20 protein-coding genes and 1 tRNA gene are annotated in these 19,314 nt (G+C 63.2%); 9 read left to right on the top strand and 12 right to left on the bottom strand.

All coding sequences use genetic code 11. The annotated features are described in order from the left end of the window. Positions 1–59: 59 nt before the first annotated feature. The 6 genes from AC1D1Y_RS16910 to lptF all read right to left on the bottom strand — a co-directional run bounded on the left by AC1D1Y_RS16910 (position 60) and on the right by lptF (position 5,309). Positions 60–218, bottom strand: coding sequence for a DUF3309 family protein (locus AC1D1Y_RS16910; RefSeq protein ID WP_411880438.1), 159 nt, complete (start codon positions 216–218; stop codon positions 60–62). A gap of 138 nt (positions 219–356) precedes the next feature. Continuing rightward, the gene (locus AC1D1Y_RS16905) at positions 357–1,532 is read right to left on the bottom strand and encodes a pyridoxal phosphate-dependent aminotransferase (RefSeq protein WP_477683330.1); all 1,176 of its coding nucleotides are present in this window, start codon (positions 1,530–1,532) and stop codon (positions 357–359) included. 112 nt (positions 1,533–1,644) lie between these two features. Further along, positions 1,645–2,589, bottom strand: a complete 945-nt coding sequence (locus AC1D1Y_RS16900) for a CysB family HTH-type transcriptional regulator (RefSeq protein WP_477683329.1) — start codon at positions 2,587–2,589, stop codon at positions 1,645–1,647. Positions 2,590–2,658: 69 nt separating this feature from the next. After that, positions 2,659–3,042 carry a sirohydrochlorin chelatase gene (locus tag AC1D1Y_RS16895; RefSeq protein WP_477651718.1) on the bottom strand — a complete coding sequence of 128 codons (384 nt, stop codon included), beginning with the start codon at positions 3,040–3,042 and terminating at the stop codon, positions 2,659–2,661. A 3-nt stretch (positions 3,043–3,045) separates the two neighbouring features. Then, positions 3,046–4,185 (bottom strand): LPS export ABC transporter permease LptG, encoded by a 1,140-nt coding sequence (gene lptG / locus AC1D1Y_RS16890; RefSeq protein ID WP_477683328.1) that lies wholly within the window; start codon positions 4,183–4,185, stop codon positions 3,046–3,048. Next, positions 4,182–5,309, bottom strand: a complete 1,128-nt coding sequence (gene lptF / locus AC1D1Y_RS16885) for an LPS export ABC transporter permease LptF (RefSeq protein ID WP_477683327.1) — start codon at positions 5,307–5,309, stop codon at positions 4,182–4,184. The genes lptG and lptF overlap by 4 nt, the downstream gene beginning before the upstream one ends. 69 nt (positions 5,310–5,378) lie before the next feature. On the opposite strand from lptF, the gene AC1D1Y_RS16880 reads away from it, so the two are divergent. The 5 genes from AC1D1Y_RS16880 to AC1D1Y_RS16860 all read left to right on the top strand — a co-directional run bounded on the left by AC1D1Y_RS16880 (position 5,379) and on the right by AC1D1Y_RS16860 (position 9,790). Beyond that, positions 5,379–6,905 carry a leucyl aminopeptidase gene (locus tag AC1D1Y_RS16880; RefSeq protein WP_477683326.1) on the top strand — a complete coding sequence of 509 codons (1,527 nt, stop codon included), beginning with the start codon at positions 5,379–5,381 and terminating at the stop codon, positions 6,903–6,905. After that, the gene (locus AC1D1Y_RS16875) at positions 6,902–7,339 is read left to right on the top strand and encodes a DNA polymerase III subunit chi (RefSeq protein ID WP_477683325.1); all 438 of its coding nucleotides are present in this window, start codon (positions 6,902–6,904) and stop codon (positions 7,337–7,339) included. The genes AC1D1Y_RS16880 and AC1D1Y_RS16875 overlap by 4 nt, the downstream gene beginning before the upstream one ends. Further along, the gene (locus AC1D1Y_RS16870) at positions 7,336–7,704 is read left to right on the top strand and encodes a hypothetical protein (RefSeq protein WP_477683324.1); all 369 of its coding nucleotides are present in this window, start codon (positions 7,336–7,338) and stop codon (positions 7,702–7,704) included. Before AC1D1Y_RS16875 ends, AC1D1Y_RS16870 begins: the two co-directional genes overlap by 4 nt. A gap of 234 nt (positions 7,705–7,938) precedes the next feature. Beyond that, entirely contained in the window at positions 7,939–9,069 is a 1,131-nt protein-coding gene (locus AC1D1Y_RS16865; RefSeq protein WP_477683323.1) for a branched-chain amino acid ABC transporter substrate-binding protein, read from the top strand. A gap of 331 nt (positions 9,070–9,400) precedes the next feature. Continuing rightward, positions 9,401–9,790, top strand: a complete 390-nt coding sequence (locus AC1D1Y_RS16860; protein ID WP_477683322.1) for a hypothetical protein — start codon at positions 9,401–9,403, stop codon at positions 9,788–9,790. A 78-nt stretch (positions 9,791–9,868) separates the two neighbouring features. Here AC1D1Y_RS16860 and AC1D1Y_RS16855 read toward each other — a convergent pair. The 4 genes from AC1D1Y_RS16855 to AC1D1Y_RS16840 all read right to left on the bottom strand — a co-directional run bounded on the left by AC1D1Y_RS16855 (position 9,869) and on the right by AC1D1Y_RS16840 (position 11,787). Further along, positions 9,869–9,958 (bottom strand) — tRNA-Ser (locus tag AC1D1Y_RS16855). Between the two features lie 65 nt (positions 9,959–10,023). Next, positions 10,024–10,398 (bottom strand): DUF2237 family protein, encoded by a 375-nt coding sequence (locus AC1D1Y_RS16850; protein WP_477683321.1) that lies wholly within the window; start codon positions 10,396–10,398, stop codon positions 10,024–10,026. A 35-nt stretch (positions 10,399–10,433) separates the two neighbouring features. Continuing rightward, positions 10,434–11,351, bottom strand: a complete 918-nt coding sequence (locus tag AC1D1Y_RS16845; protein ID WP_477651727.1) for an SPFH domain-containing protein — start codon at positions 11,349–11,351, stop codon at positions 10,434–10,436. Positions 11,352–11,361: 10 nt separating this feature from the next. Next, entirely contained in the window at positions 11,362–11,787 is a 426-nt protein-coding gene (locus AC1D1Y_RS16840; protein WP_477683320.1) for an NfeD family protein, read from the bottom strand. Between the two features lie 199 nt (positions 11,788–11,986). Here AC1D1Y_RS16840 and AC1D1Y_RS16835 point away from each other — a divergent pair, with 199 nt between their 5' ends. Beyond that, a complete protein-coding gene (locus AC1D1Y_RS16835) occupies positions 11,987–14,275 on the top strand; it encodes an Orn/Lys/Arg family decarboxylase (RefSeq protein ID WP_477651729.1) in 2,289 nt (762 codons plus the stop codon). Between the two features lie 41 nt (positions 14,276–14,316). Here the strand turns inward: AC1D1Y_RS16835 and AC1D1Y_RS16830 are convergent, their stop codons facing one another. Further along, positions 14,317–15,219 carry a DNA ligase gene (locus tag AC1D1Y_RS16830; RefSeq protein WP_477683319.1) on the bottom strand — a complete coding sequence of 301 codons (903 nt, stop codon included), beginning with the start codon at positions 15,217–15,219 and terminating at the stop codon, positions 14,317–14,319. Positions 15,220–15,403: 184 nt separating this feature from the next. Here AC1D1Y_RS16830 and AC1D1Y_RS16825 point away from each other — a divergent pair, with 184 nt between their 5' ends. Both AC1D1Y_RS16825 and AC1D1Y_RS16820 read left to right on the top strand, forming a co-directional pair. Next, entirely contained in the window at positions 15,404–15,751 is a 348-nt protein-coding gene (locus tag AC1D1Y_RS16825) for a GFA family protein (RefSeq protein WP_477683318.1), read from the top strand. A 70-nt stretch (positions 15,752–15,821) separates the two neighbouring features. Next, entirely contained in the window at positions 15,822–16,562 is a 741-nt protein-coding gene (locus tag AC1D1Y_RS16820; protein WP_477683317.1) for a GNAT family N-acetyltransferase, read from the top strand. Positions 16,563–16,587: 25 nt separating this feature from the next. Here the strand turns inward: AC1D1Y_RS16820 and fabI are convergent, their stop codons facing one another. Next, entirely contained in the window at positions 16,588–17,397 is an 810-nt protein-coding gene (fabI, locus tag AC1D1Y_RS16815; RefSeq protein ID WP_477683316.1) for an enoyl-ACP reductase FabI, read from the bottom strand. Between the two features lie 96 nt (positions 17,398–17,493). On the opposite strand from fabI, the gene AC1D1Y_RS16810 reads away from it, so the two are divergent. Further along, complete coding sequence (locus tag AC1D1Y_RS16810) at positions 17,494–19,311, top strand: extracellular solute-binding protein (RefSeq protein WP_477683315.1); 1,818 nt, start codon at positions 17,494–17,496, stop codon at positions 19,309–19,311. Positions 19,312–19,314: the final 3 nt, after the last annotated feature.

Here is a 19,314-nt window from a genome sequence, read left to right as displayed (position 1 = left end):
CAATCGGACAAAAAAATGGCCTTGCAACGCAAGGCCATTTTTCCTGGGGAGATCGTTGACTAGATGCGTCCCATCAGCAGCAGGATGACAAGGATCAGCACCACGAGGCCGATACCGCCGCTGGGCCCGTAGCCCCAGCTGCGACTGTGGCCCCAGGTGGGCAGGGCGCCGACCAGGATCAGGATCAAGACAATCAGCAGGATGAGCGAAATGGACATTTGGAAGCACTCCTAGTTATTGATGTGCATTCATTCTTGTCCGGTACCGGGGGCAGACAAGCAGGAGGAGGGCGTGTCCAGCCGTCGGCAAGCACTGACAGCCTGCGCCTACAGGCCCACCGCTGATCTATACGCTGGTTATAGCTTTGCCAGGCGCTGCAACGCGGTGTTCAGGGTCTCGTCTTTTTTGGCGAAACAGAACCGCACTACGCGCTGGTCGAAGCCGTTGCCGTAAAAAGCCGACAGGGGAATGGCCGCGACACCGATCTCGGTGGTCAGCCATTTGCAGAATTCGGCTTCGTCGAGGTCGCTGACTTCGGAGATGTCCACGCACTGGAAGTAGCTGCCTTCGCTGGGCAGCAGCTTGAAGCGTGTTTTGGCCAGGCCGTCCCGGAACAGGTCGCGCTTGCGCTGGTAGAAGGCCGGCAGGTCCAGGTAAGGCTGCTCGTCGGCCATGTAGGCGGCCAGGCCGTATTGCACCGGCGTGTTGACGGTGAAGACGTTGAATTGGTGCACCTTGCGGAACTCGGCGGTGAGGGGCGCGGGCGCGGCCACGTAGCCGACCTTCCAGCCCGTGACGTGGTAGGTCTTGCCGAAGCTGCTCACGATGAAGGCGCGCGCGGCCAGGCCCGGGAAGCGGGCGGCGCTCTGGTGGATGCGGCCCTGGGCCGCGTCGAACACCATGTGTTCATAGACCTCGTCGCTGATCAGCAGCACGTCGGTGGGMGCCAGCAGKTCCTGCAGSGCSAGCATGTCGGCCTCGCTCCACACCGTGGCGCTGGGGTTGTGCGGCGAGTTGACGATGATGGCGCGCGTGCGCGGCGTGATGGCCGCGGCAATCTTGCCGAAGTCGGGACGGAAGGTGCCGGGCGTCAGCGGCACGCGAACCACCTTGCCGCCGGCTAGCTCGATGTTGGGCACATAGCTGTCGTAGCAGGGCTCCAGCACGATGACTTCATCGCCAGGATGGACCACGGCCAGGATGACGGTGATGATGGCCTGCGTCGCGCCCGCGGTGATGGTGATCTCGCTGTTGGCGTCGTAGCGGTGGCCGTAAAGCTTGGCCACCTTGGCCGAGATGGCCTCGCGCAGCACCGGCACGCCCGTCATGGGCGGGTACTGGTTCAAGCCCTGGGTCATGGCGCCGGTGACAGCGTTGACCAGTTGCGGGTCGCATTCAAAGTCAGGAAAGCCCTGGCCCAGGTTGACGGCGCCTTTTTCGGCGGCCAGCGTGGACATGACCGTGAAAATCGTGGTGCCGACGGCGGGCAGCTTGGTTTCGAGCTTGGGGGTGCGTTCGAGGGTGTTAGTCATGATTGCAAAGTAAGGGTTTTTTCAAGCAGCCGCCGCGGAACCGGCTTTGCCGGGCCGCCAGCGGCGCCCCCTTGAGGGGGAGGCGGCCGCAGGCCGCTTCGGGGGAGAGGAACTAGATCTCGTAATCATTCACGCGGCCGGCCATGGCCTTGGTGATCAGGGCGCGGTCCAGCTTGTCGCTGAGCAGTTCGGCGAATTTGTAGACGAAATTGCGCAGGTAGGCGCTGCGCTTGAAGGCCACGCGGGCTACGTTGATGCCGAACAGCGGGCCGGCTGGGATGGCGACCAGGTCGCTGTTGGTGCCGTCTTCCTTGATGGCCATTTCGGCCACGATGCCCACGCCCAGGCCCAGGCGTACATAGGTCTTGATCACGTCGGAGTCTATGGCCTCCAGCGCGATGCGCGGCTGCAGGCGCTTGGCGGCGAAGGCCAGGTCTATCTTGGTGCGGCCGGTGAAGGACGGGTGGTAGGTGATCAGCGGCTCTTCGGCCAGGTCTTCCAGCGTGATGTTTTCTTTTTTGGCCAGTGGATGGTCCACCGGGATCACCAGCATGTGCTGCCATTCGTAGCAGGGCAAGGTGACGAGGTCGTCGTACTGCGTCAGCGACTCGGTGGCAATGCCGATTTCGGCGACTTCGTCGAGCACCATGCGCGCCACCTGGTCGGGTGAGCCCTGATGCAGGCTGACGTTGACCTTGGGGAAGGCTTCGCGCAGCTTGGCGACCGGTTGCGGCAACACGTAGCGGGCCTGGGTGTGGGTGGTGGCGATGGACAGCGTCCCACTGTCCTGGGCCGAGAACTGCTCGCCGATGCGGCGCAGGTTGCCGACCTCGCGCATGATGAGCTCTATGCTTTTGAGGACGTGCTCACCGGGCTCGGTGACACGCTTGAGGCGCTTGCCATGCCGCGCGAAGATTTCCACGCCCAGTTCTTCTTCCAGTTCGATGATGGCCTTGGACACACCCGGCTGCGAGGTATGCAGCGCTTTGGCGGTCTCGGTGAGGTTCAGGTTGCGCCGGATGGCCTCCTGGACGAATCGGAATTGGTGAAGGTTCATATGCGAATTCAGGCTAATTATTCACTTTATTATGCCTGTATTGCGCTAAGGCGGCAGGGCCGGCAGGCTTCAGGCCAAGGCGATCGCCGCCATCAGGGCCGTGAGTTCGGGGTGCTCCCCGGCGCTCGGCAGCAGCTCTACGGCGATGCCCGGATGACTGGCCTGAACCTGCCCAACCAGCAGCGGCAAGTCCTCGCGGGCATGCTTGCCCACGCCGAAAAACATCGGAAACACCCGGATGGCGCGCACGCCGGCGGCGGCCAGTCCGGCCGCGGCTTCGGGCAGCGTGGGCGCGCAAAGTTCGAGATAGGCGCAGAGCACCGGTGTGCCGGGCGCGCTGGTGCGTATCCGGGCGGCGACGGCCTCGATGGGCGCGCGCCACAGCGGGTCGCGCGAGCCGTGGGCCAGCAGGATGATGCCGCGCAATGGCGTGGCTGTCGTCGTCATGGGCATGCGCTAGCGCCGCAGCACCAGCCAGCCGAAAGCGCCCAGCGAAACGGCCATGTACAGCAGGCCGGGCGTGGCGGCCGCCAGCCAGGGCATCCAGTTGCGCAGGTTGCCGATGTAGCCGAACACGTTGTTGAGCAGGAAGAAGCTGATGCCTATCATGACCCCGGCAAACACATAACCCGCGATGCCGCCGGAGCGGAAGTGCAGGTAGGCAAAGGGCAGGGCCAGGATCACCATCACCAGGCAGCTCAGCGGGTAGAACACCTTTTTCCAGAATTCGATTTCATAGCGCTGGGCCGTCTGGCCGTTGGCGTCCAGGTGGCGCACGTAGTTGAAGAGGTCTATGGTGCCCATGCGCTCGGGTTTGAGCAGCGCCACGGACACCATTTCGGCGCTGATTTCGGTGGGCCAGCGGAAGCTTTCAAGCACCGCGCGGTGGACCTTGGCGCGCTCTTGCGGCCTGACCGCGCCGGGCACGGTGCCGACCTCGAATTCCGCACGCGTGGCCTGCTGCAGCTGCCAGGCATCGCCGGCGGCAAAGCTCGCCAGCGGCGCCTGGGTGGTCGAGACGATCAGTCCCTTGTTGTTGAACTCGAACACCTGCACGCCCTGCATTTCGTTGTCGGGGGTGAGAGCCTTCACGTTGACCACGTAGGTGTTGTAGGCCTGTTTTTCCTTGAGCCAGGCGCCGGTCTGGCCTATGGTGATCTTGCTCTGGTAGCGCGCCTTGAGCAACTGGGCGGCCCGCTCGCTGGCCGGCGCCACGTAGTCGCCCACCACGAAGCTGAACACCACAAACAAGGCGCCCAGGGCCAGCAGCAGCTTCAGTGCGCGCCAGGGGCCCAGGCCGCTGGTGCGCAAAATGGTGTATTCGGAGCTCTGGGCCAGCCGGGCCATGACGAAGATCGTGCCGATCAGCACCGAAATGGGCAGCAGCTCGTAAAGGTGGTTGGGCACCAGCAGGCCCACATACAGCAGCGCATGGCGGATCTGGTAGATCTCGCCAGCATTGATGCCGTTGCTTTTGCCGAGGTATTGGAGTTCGTCAACCAGGTCGAAAAAGAAGAACAGGGCCAGGAAGCCGAGCGCCACCAGGGCGATGGCGGCCAGCACTTCTCCGTAAATCAGGCGGCGTATGGTTTTCATGGCAACTCGCTGTCGGTATTGCGCACGGCCATGGGCGCGCGCCTGAGGGGCCGGGCGGGCCTGAGCACCCAGTTGAACTGCCGCTTGGACAGCCAGGCCAGGCCCAGCAGCAGCACGCCGCCGTGCAGGGCCAGCAGGAAGTTGCTGAAGCTGATGAGGCCGACAAAAATCCAGCTTTGCCCGAGGTTGACCAGGTTGTTGTAGACCACGAAGGTCAGTAGCACAAAAATCATGTTGCCACTGCGCCCGCCGCGCGGGTTCACGCTGGCCAGGGCCACGGCCAGCACGACGAAGTTGATGGAGGCCAGCGCCAGCCCGAGGCGCCAGGCCAGCTCACTGAGGTTGCCGCGGCTGGGCGTCTTGACGAGGTCGCGGGTGGACAGCAGCTTGGCTTCCGGCGCGTTTTCGCTGAGCGGGTTGGCGTCGCCGGTCTTGGTGCCGTACTCCTCGAAGTCGCTGATCTTGAGCGCCGGCTGGCCGATCACGTTTTCCAGGCGCTGCCCGTTTTCCAGCATGAGGAACTGGGCGTCGTTCAGGGTCTCGATGCGGCCGGACCGCGCGGTGGTGATGGAGCTTTTGCCTTTTTCGGTGGCGGCGATGAAGACGTTGTTGCTGGACCGTGCGCCAGCCAGGTCGCGGTCGATGAAGAACACGCGATTGCCGCTGGAAGACTCCTGGAACTGGCCGGGGGCGATGCGGTCAATGTCGCCGCGCTGCTCGTAGCGGCTTTGCATGTCCTTGGTCTGCTGGTTGGTCCAGGGCCAGACGAACAGCGCCATCAGCGTGATCACCAGCAGCACCGGCCAGGCAAAGCGGAACAGCGGCCGCAAAAAGCCGGCCAGCCCCTGGCCGCTGGTGAACCACACCACCATTTCGCTGTCGCGGTACATGCGCGACAGGGTGCTGACCATGGCGATGAAGAGCGACAGTGTGAGGATGGTCGGCAGGCGGCCCAGCGCGGAGTAGGCCATGAAGAGCATGACGTCCTGCGGATTGATGAAACCGCGCGAGGCCTGGCCCAGTGTGCGGATCAGCACGATGGTCATCACGATGGTGACCAGCACCACCAGCGTGGCGCCGAAACTGCGTGCCAGCTCTTTGCGAATCGAAGATTGGAATAACATTGACTGAATATCTGCTTTTGCTTTGTTTTATTTTTGTTTCACTTCGGTTTATCCACCAGACCCTGAATTATGGACTTTGAACTCAAAACTCTGACCCGCGCCCGCATTTGCAGCGAAAAAACCGACGCACTGATCGTGCTCGTGCCCCAGGATACGGGGGCCGGCAGCGATCCGCTGTCGGCACTGACGGCTCTGGCCACCAAGTCAGGGGACTTCGAAGCCAAGCCGGGCAAGCTGCTGGCCGCCTACCGCGCGCCCGGCATCGCCGCCACGCGCCTGGTGCTGGCCGGGGTGGGGGACGCCAGCCCTAAACACATCCGCACCGCCGTCGCCGCGGCCCTGGGCGCCGTGAAAAACGGCAACACGCAGCGCGTGGTGCTGTGCCTGGACCTGCTGGACGCGCTGCAGGCCGAGGCCGTGCGCGCCGCCGTGACAGCCTGTGGCGATGCGACCTACGTTTACACCACCACCAAGTCCAAGGCCAGTCCCTCCAGGCTGCAGCGCGTGCTGATCGCCGTGGGCGATGCCGCGAGCGCCAAAGCGGCCAAGGCCGGCCTGGACAAGGGCACGGCCCTGCTCAAAGGCCTGGAATTCGCCAAGGAATGGGCCAACCGGCCGGCCAACCATGCCACGCCGACCTTGCTGGCCGGCGCCGCCAGGGAACTGGGCAAGTTGCGCAATATCAAGGTCGAAGTGCTGGGCCCTAAAGAGGTCGCCAAACTGGGCATGGGCTCCTTTATGGCCGTGGCCCAGGGCACGGCCGAGCCGCTGCGCTTCATCGTGCTGCGCTACGACGGTGCGGCCAAGACCGTGGCGCCTGTGGTGCTGGTCGGCAAAGGCATTACCTTCGACACGGGCGGCATTTCCATCAAGCCTGCCGCCGAGATGGACGAGATGAAGTTCGACATGTGCGGCGCTGCCAGCGTCCTGGGCACCTTCAGGGCCCTGGCCGAACTGCAGCCTGCCCTCAATGTGGTGGGCCTGATCCCCGCCTGCGAAAACATGCCGGGCGGCCGCGCCATCAAGCCGGGCGACGTGGTCACCAGCATGAGCGGGCAGACCATCGAGATCCTGAACACCGATGCCGAGGGACGCCTGGTGCTTTGCGACGCTTTGACTTACGCCGAGCGCTTCAAGCCCAGGGCCGTGGTCGACATCGCCACGCTCACGGGCGCCTGCGTGATCGCGCTGGGCGGCGTGCGCAGCGGGATGTTTTCGACCGACGATGCCCTGGCCGGGGCGCTGGCCCAGGCAGGTGAATCCTCCATGGACCTGTGCTGGAGGATGCCGTTGGACGACGATTACGCCGAAGGCCTGAAGACCAATTTTGCCGACGTCGCCAATGTGGCCGGCCGGGCCGGCGGTGCGATCACCGCGGCCAAGTTCCTGCAGCGCTTTGCGGCCAGCTTCCCCTGGGCGCACCTGGACATCGCCGGCACCGCCTGGAAAGGCGGCGCCGCCAAGGGCGCCACCGGCCGCCCCGTGCCGCTGCTGCTCGATTACCTCCTGGGCCAGATCGCATCAAGCCGGCCCAAAGCAGCCGCTAAACCCAAGGCTTCGGCAAAACCCAAAGCCGCCGCCAGAACACGGGCATGACCGAAATCGCCTTCCATTTCAACGTGCCTGACAAGCTGGCCTACAGCTGCCGGCTGTTGCGCAAGGCCTACCTGAGCGGGGCCAGCGTGGTGGTGACGGGTGAGCCGGCGATGCTGGCCGAGCTGGACCAGCTGATGTGGAGCTTTTCGCCCGCCGAGTTCGTTCCGCACTGCCGGGCCGGGGCGGCCGAGAGCACCTTGGCGGCATCGCCCGTGGTGCTGGCGGAATCGCTCCAGGCCTGCCCCCACTATGGCGTGCTGGTCAACCTGGGACAGGGCATCCCGCCCGAGTTCGAGCGCTTTGAGCGTTTTATAGAAGTGGTGGCGCAGGGCGACGAAGACCGCCTCGCCGCGCGCAGCCGCTGGAAGCATTACACCGACAGGGGTTATGCGATGAAACGGCATGACCTGGCCACGGCCGGGGAGGGTGCATGAACCGCCCGCCGCCCGCGCCGCCGCGCTTTGTGCCCACGCTGACGGAGGTCGTGCGGCCCGTCGCGGCCCCCATGCCGGCCCCGAGCCCGGCCGGTGCAACGGCAGCGCCCCCGACAGCATCCACTGCCGCACCCATGGCCGCACTGGCGGCTTCGCCGGACTTGCAGGAGCAGATGGTGCAGCGCGTGCTGCAGCGGGTGGACCTGATGCTGGACAGGCGTTTGCGCGAGGTGGTGGGCCAGCTCATTCTTGAACACACGCAAAGCCTGGCGCCGCGCCTTCGCGAAGAAATCGAGGGCGTCGTCCGCCAGTCCGTCAGCCAGGCTTTCGCGAATGAACGCACGCCGCCGGCGGCCGGCGGATAGGTCTCGCAGGTGACTGTTTGGATCCGCGAATTTTTCCCTCGCTGCAGCATCGCGGGCGCTGCTGAAACACGCGCTCACATAAGCCGATCTGCTCCCCGGGTAAACCCCCTTATCAGAAATTAACCTAGGGACGTTGCTATGGTGCGGGCCCGGAAATTGCGTTATGTTCGGCCCCGTTGAGTAAAAAAATTCGTTCTCAACCTTTAACGGTAATTTCCTAATCGGAGTGTTTTTATGCAAATGAAATTAAAACTGACAGTAGTGGCTGCCCTTGCTGCGGTGGCGGGTTTTGCTTCTGCCCAAGACGCAGTCGTCAAAATCGGCCATGTGGCACCGCTGTCCGGCTCGCAGGCCCATTACGGCAAAGACAATGAAAACGGCGTGCGCATGGCCATCGAAGACCTGAACGCGCAAAACGTGGTCATCGGCGGCAAGAAGGTCAAGTTTGAAATTGTTGCTGAAGATGACGCTGCTGATCCAAAACAGGGCACCGCAGCCGCACAAAAACTGTGCGACTCCAAAGTCGCCGGCGTGGTCGGCCACCTGAATTCCGGCACGACGATTCCTGCTTCCAAGGTTTACAACGATTGCGGCATTCCCCACGTCACGGGCGCTGCAACCAACCCCAACCTGACCAAGCCAGGCTACAAGACCACCTACCGCATCATTGCCAACGACAACGCCCTGGGCGCCGGCCTGGCTTTCTATGCCGCTGACGCACTGAAGCTGAAGAAGGTCGCCATCATCGACGACCGTACCGCTTACGGCCAAGGCGTTGCTGAAGTGTTCAAGAAGACGGCCCTGGCAAAAGGCATGACCGTCGTTGACGAACAGTTCACGACCGACAAAGCCACCGACTTCATGGCCATCCTGACCGCGGTCAAGGCCAAGGCTCCCGACGCCATCTTCTTCGGCGGCATGGACCCACAAGGCGGCCCGATGCTGCGCCAGATGGAGCAGCTCGGCATGGGCAACGTCAAGTACTTCGGCGGTGACGGCATCTGCACGGCCGAACTGGCCAAGCTGGCAGCCGGCSCCAAGACCATCAGCAATGTGGTCTGCGCTGAAGGCGGCGCTTCCCTGGCAAAAATGCCAGGCGGCGAAGCCTGGATGAAGCGCTACGAAGCCAAGTATCCGAAGCAGTTCCAGGTTTACAGCCCGTACACCTATGACGCGACCTTCGTCCTGGTTGACGCCATGAAGCGCGCCGGTTCCTGGGATCCAAAGGTCTACACCCCTGAGCTGATCAAGACCAACTTCAAGGGCGTAACCACCACCATCGCTTTTGAACCCAACGGCGAACTGAAGAACCCCGCCATCACCCTGTACGTCTACAAGGACGGCAAGAAATCCGCCCTGAACTGATCGTTCACCGCAGATAAAAAAGCCACCGCAAGGTGGCTTTTTTTTGCCCGTCTTTTGCTGAAGCCAGAAAGTGGAAAGCCTTGCCGGCTACGGCTGAAACAAGGAATCGTGGAAACATTGCCCGCAAAAAGACAATGCGGGCAAACGAACTCTTTTTACCGAACCAGAATGGATTCAGGCAGGGTTTTTGTGCTTCCGATAGGAATAAAGGATGACAGTGACCTGCCTGGAATGCACAAAACCAATCCGGCGAGGTACCCGTGGATCAGGGCCAGACGCGGCCCTTTCGAGATTACGCCCGGCGGATCAACCTTTTTCTTGGAGACGTCAAATGGCTAAAACGCAAGCAACCCCGGGAATTCCTTCAGGTTCCAGCAGCACGGAAACCGTTGCCGAACAGCTCGTGGTTCTTACCGATGTTCTGGGGCGTAAATTGAAGATCAAGCCCATCGACATCCTCTACGAAAGCCAGCTCACGCGGATGTTCGGCACTGAAGCGGCGGCCAATCTCCCCTACATGATGGGCTTTGTCTATCCCGCTGCCTCGGTCTGCGAAATAGACGGCGTGCCGTATCCGCGTCCCACCAGCCAGCAGGAAGTCGACGATGCCATTGAGCGCTTGGGCCGCGAAGGTTTTGCCGCATTTCTGCAGCACATGCAATCCGAAGTGGAGAAGATCAAGCAGATGGTGGAAGCCGACGTGGAGACAAAGCCGGAGTAGCCGGACTGGCGAGCGTCAGAGCTCGATGTAAGACCAAAATGAAAAACGGGGCGCAAGGCCCCGTTTTCATTGACTCACTGGCGGAAGAGGCGGGATTCGAACCCGCGGTAGGTTTAACCCTACGCACGCTTTCCAGGCGTGTGACTTAAACCGCTCATCCACCCTTCCGCGAAGCCTTTGATTATAGCAGTGCCCAGGCCTGCTGGCCGGGAAATACGCCATAAATGCACACGCTAATGAACGGCGCCCTGGAAGCGGTGTTTCTCCAGTTGGGCCAGGGTGACAAATTCCAGTGTCTTGCCGTGGGTGGACTCAAGGATGACGGGTGGTGCAAAGCCGGCTTCCAGCGCTTCCCGCCAGCGGTTGGCGCACAGGCACCAGCGGTCGCCCGGTTTGAGCCCGGCGAAGCGGTGGGCAGGCCGTGGTGTGCTCAGGTCGTTGCCGTGCAGGGCGGAAAACGCCAGGAACCCGGCGGTGACCCGCACGCAAACCAGATGGGAGCCGAGGTCCGAGGCGTCCGTGTTGCAGCAGCCGTCGCGAAAGTAGCCGGTGAGCGGGTCGTAGGAACAGGGCACGAGGTCCGTGCCCAGGACGTTTTTTGCGGTCATGGCTTTCTCATAGCTGTTTTCCCGGCAGACCCGTATTACACCTTGTTGGCTTGCACCATCTTCATGGCGGAGCTGATGAGGGAACCGACTTCCGTCATGTTGCTGGGCACGATCAAGGTGGTCTTGGCGTCCTTGGCCACCTTGGAGTAGGCGTCCACCGCCTGCTGGGCGACCTTGAGCTGGACTGCCTGCTCGCCGCCGGGCTGGCGGATGGCGGCGGCCACCATTTCGATGGCTTTGGCATTGGCGTCGGCGACGGCCATGATGGCGGCCGCTTCACCCTGGGCATTGTTGATGGCGGCCAGCTTTTCGCCTTCGGAGCGGGCGATGAAGGCCTCGCGTTCACCGGTGGCGATATTGATCTGCTCCTGGCGGCGGCCTTCCGAGGCGGCGATCAGCGCGCGTTTTTCGCGCTCGGCGGTGATCTGCGACTGCATGGCGTGCAGGATTTCCTTGGGTGGCGTCAGGTCCTTGATTTCATAACGCAGGACCTTCACGCCCCAGTTCAGCGCTGCTTCATCAATGGCGGCCACAACCTGCGCGTTGATGATGTCGCGCTCCTCAAAGGTCTTGTCGAGCTCCAGCTTGCCGATGACGGAGCGCAGCGAGGTCTGGGCCAGCTGGGTGACGGCCACGATGTAGTTGGACGAGCCGTAGCTGGCGCGCATCGGATCGGTGACCTGGAAATACAGGATGCCGTCSACCTGTAGCTGCGTGTTGTCGCGCGTGATGCAAACCTGGCTGGGCACGTCGAGCGGGATTTCCTTGAGGCTGTGCTTGTAGGCAACGCGGTCCACGAAGGGAATCAGCCAGTTCAGGCCGGGCGTCAGCGTTCCGGCGTATTTCCCCAGGCGTTCCTTGACCCAGGCATTCTGCTGGGGCACGACCTTGATGGCGCGGATGACAAAGATCATCCCGACGATGAAAACGATAAGTGCTACATAAGACGACATGTTGATTCCCTCAGATTTTTTCTACGACCAGTTTGCTGCCAATGACTTCCCGGATACGGTGCGGACCCGTGGAGGGCGTTGCTCCGGCCGCTTGCACAACCGCCCATTGCGCGCCGCGGTAGCGCACCAGCGCCGTACCGTCGGCCTGCCAGTCGTCGACCTGCACGGTCTCGCCGACATCCATGTTGACGTCCGGGTTGGTCCCGGGCGGCAGGGCTTCGGGGCCCCGGCCCCGGACAAAATGGGCAATGCCAACGGTGGCCGAGCCCACCACGGCCGCGGTGATCAGCTGCACGGACGTCGATGCGCCCAGATGGGCGGCGACGGCAGCGGCCGCCAGCCCCACGGCCACCATCAGCAGGTAAAACGTTCCCGTCGCCAGTTCCACCGCGACGGCCACGCCGGCCAGCAGCCACCAGATCGTCGATTCACTCATGCATCCTCCTTTTGTAGGTCATCCGCTACATTTTGGGGCAATTAGACCCCAAGACAAGCGTAGCGCAACAATATGTCCTTACACTTCGCTGCTTGGAAAAAGCTTCCTATCACCGCTCGGGCTCAACCTGTCTATGCCTTTTGAGCGTTCCCCATGCCCTCCGACAGGTTCAGGGCGCCCTTGAACTGCTCTCCCCGTCATGAAATTCCGCTTTCCCATCGTCATCATTGACGAAGATTTTCGTTCCGAAAATACCTCCGGCCTGGGTATCCGCGCGCTGGCGCAGGCCATTGAAAGCGAGGGCTTCGAGGTACTGGGCGTCACCAGCTACGGCGACCTCTCGCAGTTCGCCCAGCAGCAAAGCCGGGCCAGCGCCTTTATTTTGTCGATCGACGACGAAGAGTTCTCGCCCGGGCCCGATCTCGACCCCGCCGTGCTGAACCTGCGTACCTTTATCGAAGAGGTGCGCCGCAAGAACCTGGACGTGCCGATCTATGTCTATGGCGAGACCAAGACCTCGCGCCACATCCCCAACGACATCCTGCGTGAGCTGCACGGCTTCATCCACATGTTCGAGGACACGCCCGAGTTCGTGGCGCGCCACATCCTGCGGGAGGCCAAGAGCTACCTGGAAGGCGTGCAGCCGCCGTTTTTCAAGGCCTTGCTCGACTACGCCGAGGACGGCTCCTATTCCTGGCACTGCCCCGGCCATTCGGGCGGCGTCGCTTTCCTCAAAAGCCCCGTCGGGCAGATGTTCCACCAGTTCTTCGGCGAGAACATGCTGCGCGCCGACGTCTGCAACGCGGTGGAAGAGCTCGGCCAGCTGCTGGACCACGACGGCGCCATCGGCGCCAGCGAGCGCAACGCCGCGCGCATCTTCAACGCCGACCATTGCTTCTTCGTGACCAACGGCACGTCCACCAGCAACAAGATGGTCTGGCACCACACGGTGGCGCCGGGCGATGTCGTGGTGGTCGACCGCAACTGCCACAAATCCATCCTCCACTCCATCATCATGACGGGTGCGATTCCGGTGTTTTTGAAGCCCACGCGCAACCACTTCGGCATCATCGGGCCGATTCCGCAGAGCGAGTTCGAGCCGGAAGCGATCCGCGCCAAGATCGATGCCAACCCGCTGCTCAAGGGCGTGGACAGCAGCAAGGTCAAGCCGCGTGTACTGACGCTGACGCAGTCGACCTATGACGGCGTGCTCTACAACACCGAGACCATCAAGGGCATGCTGGACGGCTACATCGACAACCTGCACTTCGACGAGGCCTGGTTGCCGCATGCGGCCTTCCATCCCTTCTATGGCGCCTACCATGCCATGGGCAAAAACCGCATCCGGCCAAAAACCGCCGTGGTCTATGCCACCCAGTCCATCCACAAGCTGCTGGCCGGCATCAGCCAGGCCAGCCACGTGCTGGTGCAGGACTCGCAGAATGTGAAGCTGGACAGGCACCTCTTCAACGAGGCCTACCTGATGCACACCTCGACCTCACCGCAATACAGCATCATCGCCAGCTGCGATGTGGCCGCGGCCATGATGGAGCCGCCCGGCGGCACCGCGCTGGTCGAGGAAAGCATCGCCGAGTCGCTGGATTTCCGCCGTGCGATGCGCAAGATCGACGAGGAATACGGCGACGACTGGTGGTTCAAGGTCTGGGGGCCGGACAAGCTGGTCGAAGAGGGCATCGGCGAAGCCCAGGACTGGATCATCAAAGGCGAATCCCGCAGCGCCAAAACGGCCCGCAATGGCGCCAACAACTGGCACGGCTTCGGCCAGATGGCGACTGGCTTCAATATGCTGGACCCGATCAAGTGCACCATCGTCACGCCCGGGCTGGATTTGAACGGCAAGTTCGCCAAAACCGGCATCCCGGCCAGCATCGTGACCAAGTTCCTGGCCGAGCACGGCGTGATCGTTGAGAAAACCGGCCTCTACAGCTTCTTCATCATGTTCACCATCGGCATCACCAAGGGCCGCTGGAACACGCTGCTGACGGCGCTGCAGCAGTTCAAGGACGACTACGACAAGAACCAGCCGATGTGGCGCATCCTGCCTGAGTTCTGCCAGAAGTACCCAAAGTACGAGCGCATGGGCCTGGCCGACCTGTGCCAGCACATCCATACGCTGTACGCGAAGTACGACATCGCGCGGCTGACGACCGAGGTCTACCTGAGCGACCTGGCGCCCGCCATGAAGCCCAGCGACGCCTATTCCCACATCGCCCACCGCACGACGGAGCGGGTCGAGATCGACCACCTGGAGGGCCGCATCACCGTGGGCCTGGTCACGCCGTACCCGCCGGGCATCCCGCTGCTGATTCCGGGCGAGGTCTTCAACAAGCGCATCGTCGACTACCTGAAGTTCTCGCGCGAATTCAACGCCCAGTGCCCGGGTTTCGAGACCGACATCCATGGACTCGTCGAAGAGGTCGATGCCAAAGGCAAGACCCGCTACTACGCCGACTGCGTCAAGAAATAGACCCGGTGGTAGGCCCGGAGCCGGGTGCGCACCCGCCCGGCTTAAAGGGCGTCGTCCCGCATCCGCATGAAGCTCGCGAAGCGCGGAATGCCGCTGTCGTTGAGGCCGCGAAAACGGTAGGTGACGGTACTGCCCACGGGCGGCGGGTTCTGGCGCAACTCGTCGCTGAGGCCGCTGCCCAGCTTGAAACGCTGGCCGGCCTTGCCGTCCGCGCCCGGAATTTCCACCAGCAGCGCCCCAACCATGCCCGCGTATTTTCCCTGGCCGGGGAGGTGCGCCACCACGCGGGCCTCGTTGTCTTCATGCGGCTTGGCCTTGAGCAGGTCGTCGCTGCGCTGGCCTTTGTAAAACGACGCCCCCCGGTGCAGCATCAGGCCTTCGCCGCCATGCTTGACGGTGGTGGCCAACAGCGCCTGCAGGGCCGCATGGTTGGCCACCTTGGACTGCGCCACGGCGTGCACCCAGGGCTGGTCGATACGGCTCACCACCCCATTCAGCGCGGGAATGCGTTCGCTGAACGGGCCGCCTTGCGCCGGCAGGTCGAACACCATGAAACGCATGGCCCGCCAGGCCGCCGCGTCCGGGCTTTGCTGGCGCACGGTGGACATCGCCCGGGAAAACTGGCCGTGGCCCGCCCAAAGCTCGCCGTCCAGCGGCACCTTGGGCCAGCCGGCCGTGAACCAGGCCGGCGCGGCGATGCGTTCCCCGCCACGGGTCAGCAGCTTTTCACCATCCCAGTAGCCGCGCACGCCGTCGTATTTTTCGCTGACCCAGTAGTCGGGCACGGAGGTGCCTGGGCGATAGACCTTGGCGAGCATCAGCTCCGGCGCCTGCGGGGCAGCCGCCAAAGCCAGGGCCGAGGTGGGCAGGGCGGGCGTCAACAGGCCTGCGAGGACCAGCAGCAGGTGTAGCGCCTTGAGGTGAAAAAAAGTCGCTGGCGCCAAAGCGCGGGAGGAAGGGGGTTGGAATGGATGCTGGGTCGCCATGGTGTTGTTGACTTTAAGCTGTATGAATGTACAGTCTATAGTCCCGTGCCGGACGCTGCAAGCGTCCCTTCAGCAAACTGTTGAGGGCGCGCCACACGCGCGTGCTTCCCTTCCAGATTATTGAGAAAAAAGGATGCAAAACATGACTCACCAAGGAAGTTGCCATTGCGGAAGGATTGCCTTCGAGGTTGAAGGCCAACCCACCAGCGCGCTGGCCTGCAATTGCTCCATGTGCTCGCGCAAGGGATCGTTGCTCTGGTTTGTTCCGCACGAGCAGTTGCGCCTGCTGACCCCCGACGAGAACGCCAGCACCTATTTGTTCAACAAGCACCTCATTCGCCACCGGTTTTGCCCCACCTGCGGCATCCACCCTTATGGCGAGGGCACAGGCCCGGATGGCAAGCGCATGGCGGCCATCAACCTGCGCTGCGTGCAGGATCTGGACCTCGCCGCCATTCCCGTCCAGCATTTCAACGGGCGGGATTCCTAGCCAATAATCATCAGACCCGAAGCCGCCTGCGCGCGGGCTTTGTCCCGTGGACTTTTCACCCCGAGGAACCATGACCTCCAGCGATATCGAATCCATAGAGCGGGCCACCCTGGCCGCGGTGTCTCCCGAAGCCGTGGAGGAATTCCAGGGCTGGCTTTTGCCTTTTGACGGCGGCACCGTCAGCCGGGCCCACAGCGCCGTGCCGCTACGCCACGTACCGGCTGAGGAGGGCTTGGTCGACCAGGTCGAAGCGCGTTATCGGGCGCGCGGCCTGCACACGGTGTTCCGCCTGGCAAATGAGGCCTGCTTCGACGGCCTGCGGCAGGAACTGGCGCGGCGCGGATACCAGGCCGGGAAACCCGTGCTGGTCCAGGTTGCGACTGTCCAGGCCATGCGCGCGGCCAGTGCGGCCGCACCAGCGGAAACCGACGATGCGCCCGATGCTGCATGGGCAGCGCTATTTTTGGCCGAGGGTTTTGATCCGGTGGACGGCGCCAGCCGCGTCAAGGCCTTGAGCCGCGCCCGCGGGTCCGTCTATGCCAGCGTCCGCGAGAACGGCAAAACCGTGGCGGCGGGCGCCGGCGCGTTCAGCCATGGCTGGTCCAGCGTGCACGGCATGCGCACCGACCAGGCTTGCAGGGGCAGGGGACTGGCCGGGCGTGTGCTGGCGGGGATCGCCGGGGTGGCCGAACAGCGCGGCATCACGCGGGCGTTTTTGCAGGTCGAAGACGTCAATGCCGCGGCGCTGGCGCTGTACCGGCGCGCGGGTTTTGCCTCCGTCTGGAGTTACGACTACTGGCGGCAGCCCTGAACAGGCGCACCCCGCCAGGCCAGTTTCAAGCCGCTTCGGCGGGCTCGGCGATGCCGCCCACGACGTGGCTGAAGCCGCCATCGACATAGGTGATCTCGGCGCTCACGCCGCCGGCCAGGTCGCTCAGCAGGAAGGCCGCCACGTTGCCCACGTCTTCAATCGTCACGTTGCGGCGTATCGGCGAAGCCTCGGCGACTACGCTCAAAATCTTGCCGAAGCCCTTGATGCCGCTGGCCGCCAGGGTTTTGATAGGGCCGGCGCTGATGCCGTTGACGCGCATGCCTTTGGGACCCAGCGACTCGGCCAGGTAGCGCACCGAGGCTTCCAGGCTGGCCTTGGCCAGGCCCATGGTGTTGTAGTTGGGCACGGTGCGCACCGCGCCCAGGTAGGTCAGCGTGAGCAGGGCGGATTTTTTGTTCAGGTAGGGCAGGGCGGCCTTGGCCATGGCCGGAAAGCTGTAGGCGCTGATGTCGTGGGCGATCTTGAAGCCCTCGCGCGACAGGCCGTCCAGGAAATCACCGGCGATTGCCTCACGCGGCGCATAACCGATGCTGTGCACAAAGCCGTCAAAGGTCGGCCAGGTCTGGGACAGGTCGGCGAATAGCTTGGCGATCTGGGCGTCGTCGCCCACGTCGCAGTCAAAAATCAGCTTCGAGTCGAAATCGGCGGCGAATTCCGTGATGCGGTCCTTGAAGCGCTCGCCCACGTAGCTGAAGGCCAGTTCGGCGCCTTGCGCATGGCAGGCCTTGGCGATGCCGTAGGCGATGGAACGGTTGGACAGCACGCCCGTGATCAACAGTTTTTTGCCAGTGAGGAATCCGGTGTGTGTCGCCATGCAAGTGCTCCAGTAAATGTGCTGAGGGTGGGCTGGCAGGGGGCGCGAGATATGCGCGCCGGAAATTTGCCGACCCAAGTAGTGCAGAATTGTCGCATGCGAAGTTTGCTGCTCTGGGTCCTGCTGGGAGTTTCATTGCCATCGTGGGCCGCGCACGGCTACGCGCTCTGGGGCGACCTCAAATACCCCGTCGGCTTTGCCCATTTCGATTACGTCAATCCCGCCGCGCCCAAAGGCGGGGACCTGCGCCTGGTCAGCAACCTTCGCTATTCGACCTTCGACAAATACAACCCCTTCACCATCAAGGGCTCGGCGCCGGCCTACCTGTCGACGTTGATGTTCGATTCGCTCCTGGCCGGCTCCATGGACGAGACCGCCGCGGGCTATGGCCTGCTGGCCGAGGACGTGGAGGTCGCGCCCGATAGGCTAAGCGTGGTGTTCCGCCTGCGGCCGCAAGCAAAGTTCCATAACGGGACGCCGGTGGAGGCCGCGGACGTCAAGCACAGCTACGATACGCTGATAGGCCCTTACACTTCGCCCGGTTACAAGACCGCGCTGGAGGACGTGGCGGGTTGCGACGTGATCGACGCGCGCACGGTGCGTTACCGGTTCAAGAAGCCCTACCGCGAACTGCCCCTGACGGTTGGCGGCCTGCCGGTGTTCAGCCGCGCATGGGGCGTGGTGAACGGCAAGCCCAAGCGCTTCGACGACGTCGTGATGGACGTGCCCATCGGCAGCGGGCCTTACAAAATAGGCCCGGTGCGTTTCGGCAAGGACATCACCTATGTTCGCGATCCCAACTACTGGGCCCGCGATTTGAACGTGCGGCGCGGCGGCTACAACTTCGATCGCATCACCGTGAAGATCTACAAGGACAGCACCGCGCGGCTGGAGGCCCTGAAGGCGGCCGAGTTCGACATGATGAGCTTTTACTCGGCCGGCGACTGGGCACGCCGTGTAACGGGCAAGCGCTTCGATTCGGGCGAATTGGTCAAGCAGGAATTCCAGCACCGCCAGCCGTCCGGGTTCCAGAGCTATGTGCTCAACAGCCGCAAGCCCATGCTCTCCGACCCGCGTGTGCGCGAGGCCCTGGACCTGGCTCTGGACTACGAATGGATGAACCGGCAGTTGTTCTACAACGGCTATCCGCGCGTGAAAGACCTGTTCGGCAACACGGACTGCGCCGCCACCGGCCAGCCATCACCGGACGAGCTGGCTCTGCTGGAACCCTTGCGCGCCAAAGTGCCTGCCGCGGTGTTCGGGCCCATGTACCAGCCGCCCGAAACGACCGGTGAAGGCCAGTCGTTGCGCAACAACCTGCGCAAGGCACAGGCCTTGCTCAAGGATGCCGGTTGGACCTACCGCGACGGCGCGCTGYGCAATGTCAAGGACGAGGCCATGGTGCTCGACTACCTGGACAGCCGTGACACGGGCATGCGCACCGTTGGGCCCTGGATGCGCAACCTGGAAAAGCTGGGCATCACGCTGCGCTTCTCGCCGGTTGACTTCGCGCTCTACCAGCAGCGGCTGGACAAATTCGAGTTCGACATCACGACCATTAACTTCCCGGGCACGCACGACCCGGGCCAGCAACTGAGCGACATCTTCGGCAGCAAGGCGGCCGACACTGAGAGTTCGGGCAATTACTTCGGCGTCAAGAGCCCGGCCGTGGATGCACTGGTCACCGCGGTGGTCAGCGCCAGGACCAAGGCCGAACTGATCCCGGCCTGCCGAGCGCTGGACCGTGTGATCATGCATAGCCACTACCTGATCCCCCAGTGGACGCTGACGTCTCACCGCGTCGCCTACAACGGCTGGCGGCTGGGCTTCAAGCCGCCGATGCCGCCCTATGCCGGGGCGGAAGACTGGGTGATGATGGCCTGGTGGGCCAAACCTGCACCCCAAGGAAAATAAGCA

The organism is Polaromonas sp. P1_G1 (assembly GCF_056405595.1).
Note: the sequence above shows the minus strand (reverse complement) of the source record. Positions and strands in the feature narration are given on the sequence as shown.

Coding starts and splice junctions, on each gene's coding strand:
- AC1D1Y_RS16910 (WP_411880438.1), bottom strand. CDS start 218: ATGTCCATTTCGCTCATCCTGCTGATTGTCTTGATCCTGATCCTGGTC.
- AC1D1Y_RS16900 (WP_477683329.1), bottom strand. CDS start 2,589: ATGAACCTTCACCAATTCCGATTCGTCCAGGAGGCCATCCGGCGCAAC.
- AC1D1Y_RS16895 (WP_477651718.1), bottom strand. CDS start 3,042: ATGCCCATGACGACGACAGCCACGCCATTGCGCGGCATCATCCTGCTG.
- lptG (WP_477683328.1), bottom strand. CDS start 4,185: ATGAAAACCATACGCCGCCTGATTTACGGAGAAGTGCTGGCCGCCATC.
- lptF (WP_477683327.1), bottom strand. CDS start 5,309: ATGTTATTCCAATCTTCGATTCGCAAAGAGCTGGCACGCAGTTTCGGC.
- AC1D1Y_RS16880 (WP_477683326.1), top strand. CDS start 5,379: ATGGACTTTGAACTCAAAACTCTGACCCGCGCCCGCATTTGCAGCGAA.
- AC1D1Y_RS16875 (WP_477683325.1), top strand. CDS start 6,902: ATGACCGAAATCGCCTTCCATTTCAACGTGCCTGACAAGCTGGCCTAC.
- AC1D1Y_RS16870 (WP_477683324.1), top strand. CDS start 7,336: ATGAACCGCCCGCCGCCCGCGCCGCCGCGCTTTGTGCCCACGCTGACG.
- AC1D1Y_RS16860 (WP_477683322.1), top strand. CDS start 9,401: ATGGCTAAAACGCAAGCAACCCCGGGAATTCCTTCAGGTTCCAGCAGC.
- AC1D1Y_RS16850 (WP_477683321.1), bottom strand. CDS start 10,398: ATGACCGCAAAAAACGTCCTGGGCACGGACCTCGTGCCCTGTTCCTAC.
- AC1D1Y_RS16840 (WP_477683320.1), bottom strand. CDS start 11,787: ATGAGTGAATCGACGATCTGGTGGCTGCTGGCCGGCGTGGCCGTCGCG.
- AC1D1Y_RS16835 (WP_477651729.1), top strand. CDS start 11,987: ATGAAATTCCGCTTTCCCATCGTCATCATTGACGAAGATTTTCGTTCC.
- AC1D1Y_RS16825 (WP_477683318.1), top strand. CDS start 15,404: ATGACTCACCAAGGAAGTTGCCATTGCGGAAGGATTGCCTTCGAGGTT.
- AC1D1Y_RS16820 (WP_477683317.1), top strand. CDS start 15,822: ATGACCTCCAGCGATATCGAATCCATAGAGCGGGCCACCCTGGCCGCG.
- fabI (WP_477683316.1), bottom strand. CDS start 17,397: ATGGCGACACACACCGGATTCCTCACTGGCAAAAAACTGTTGATCACG.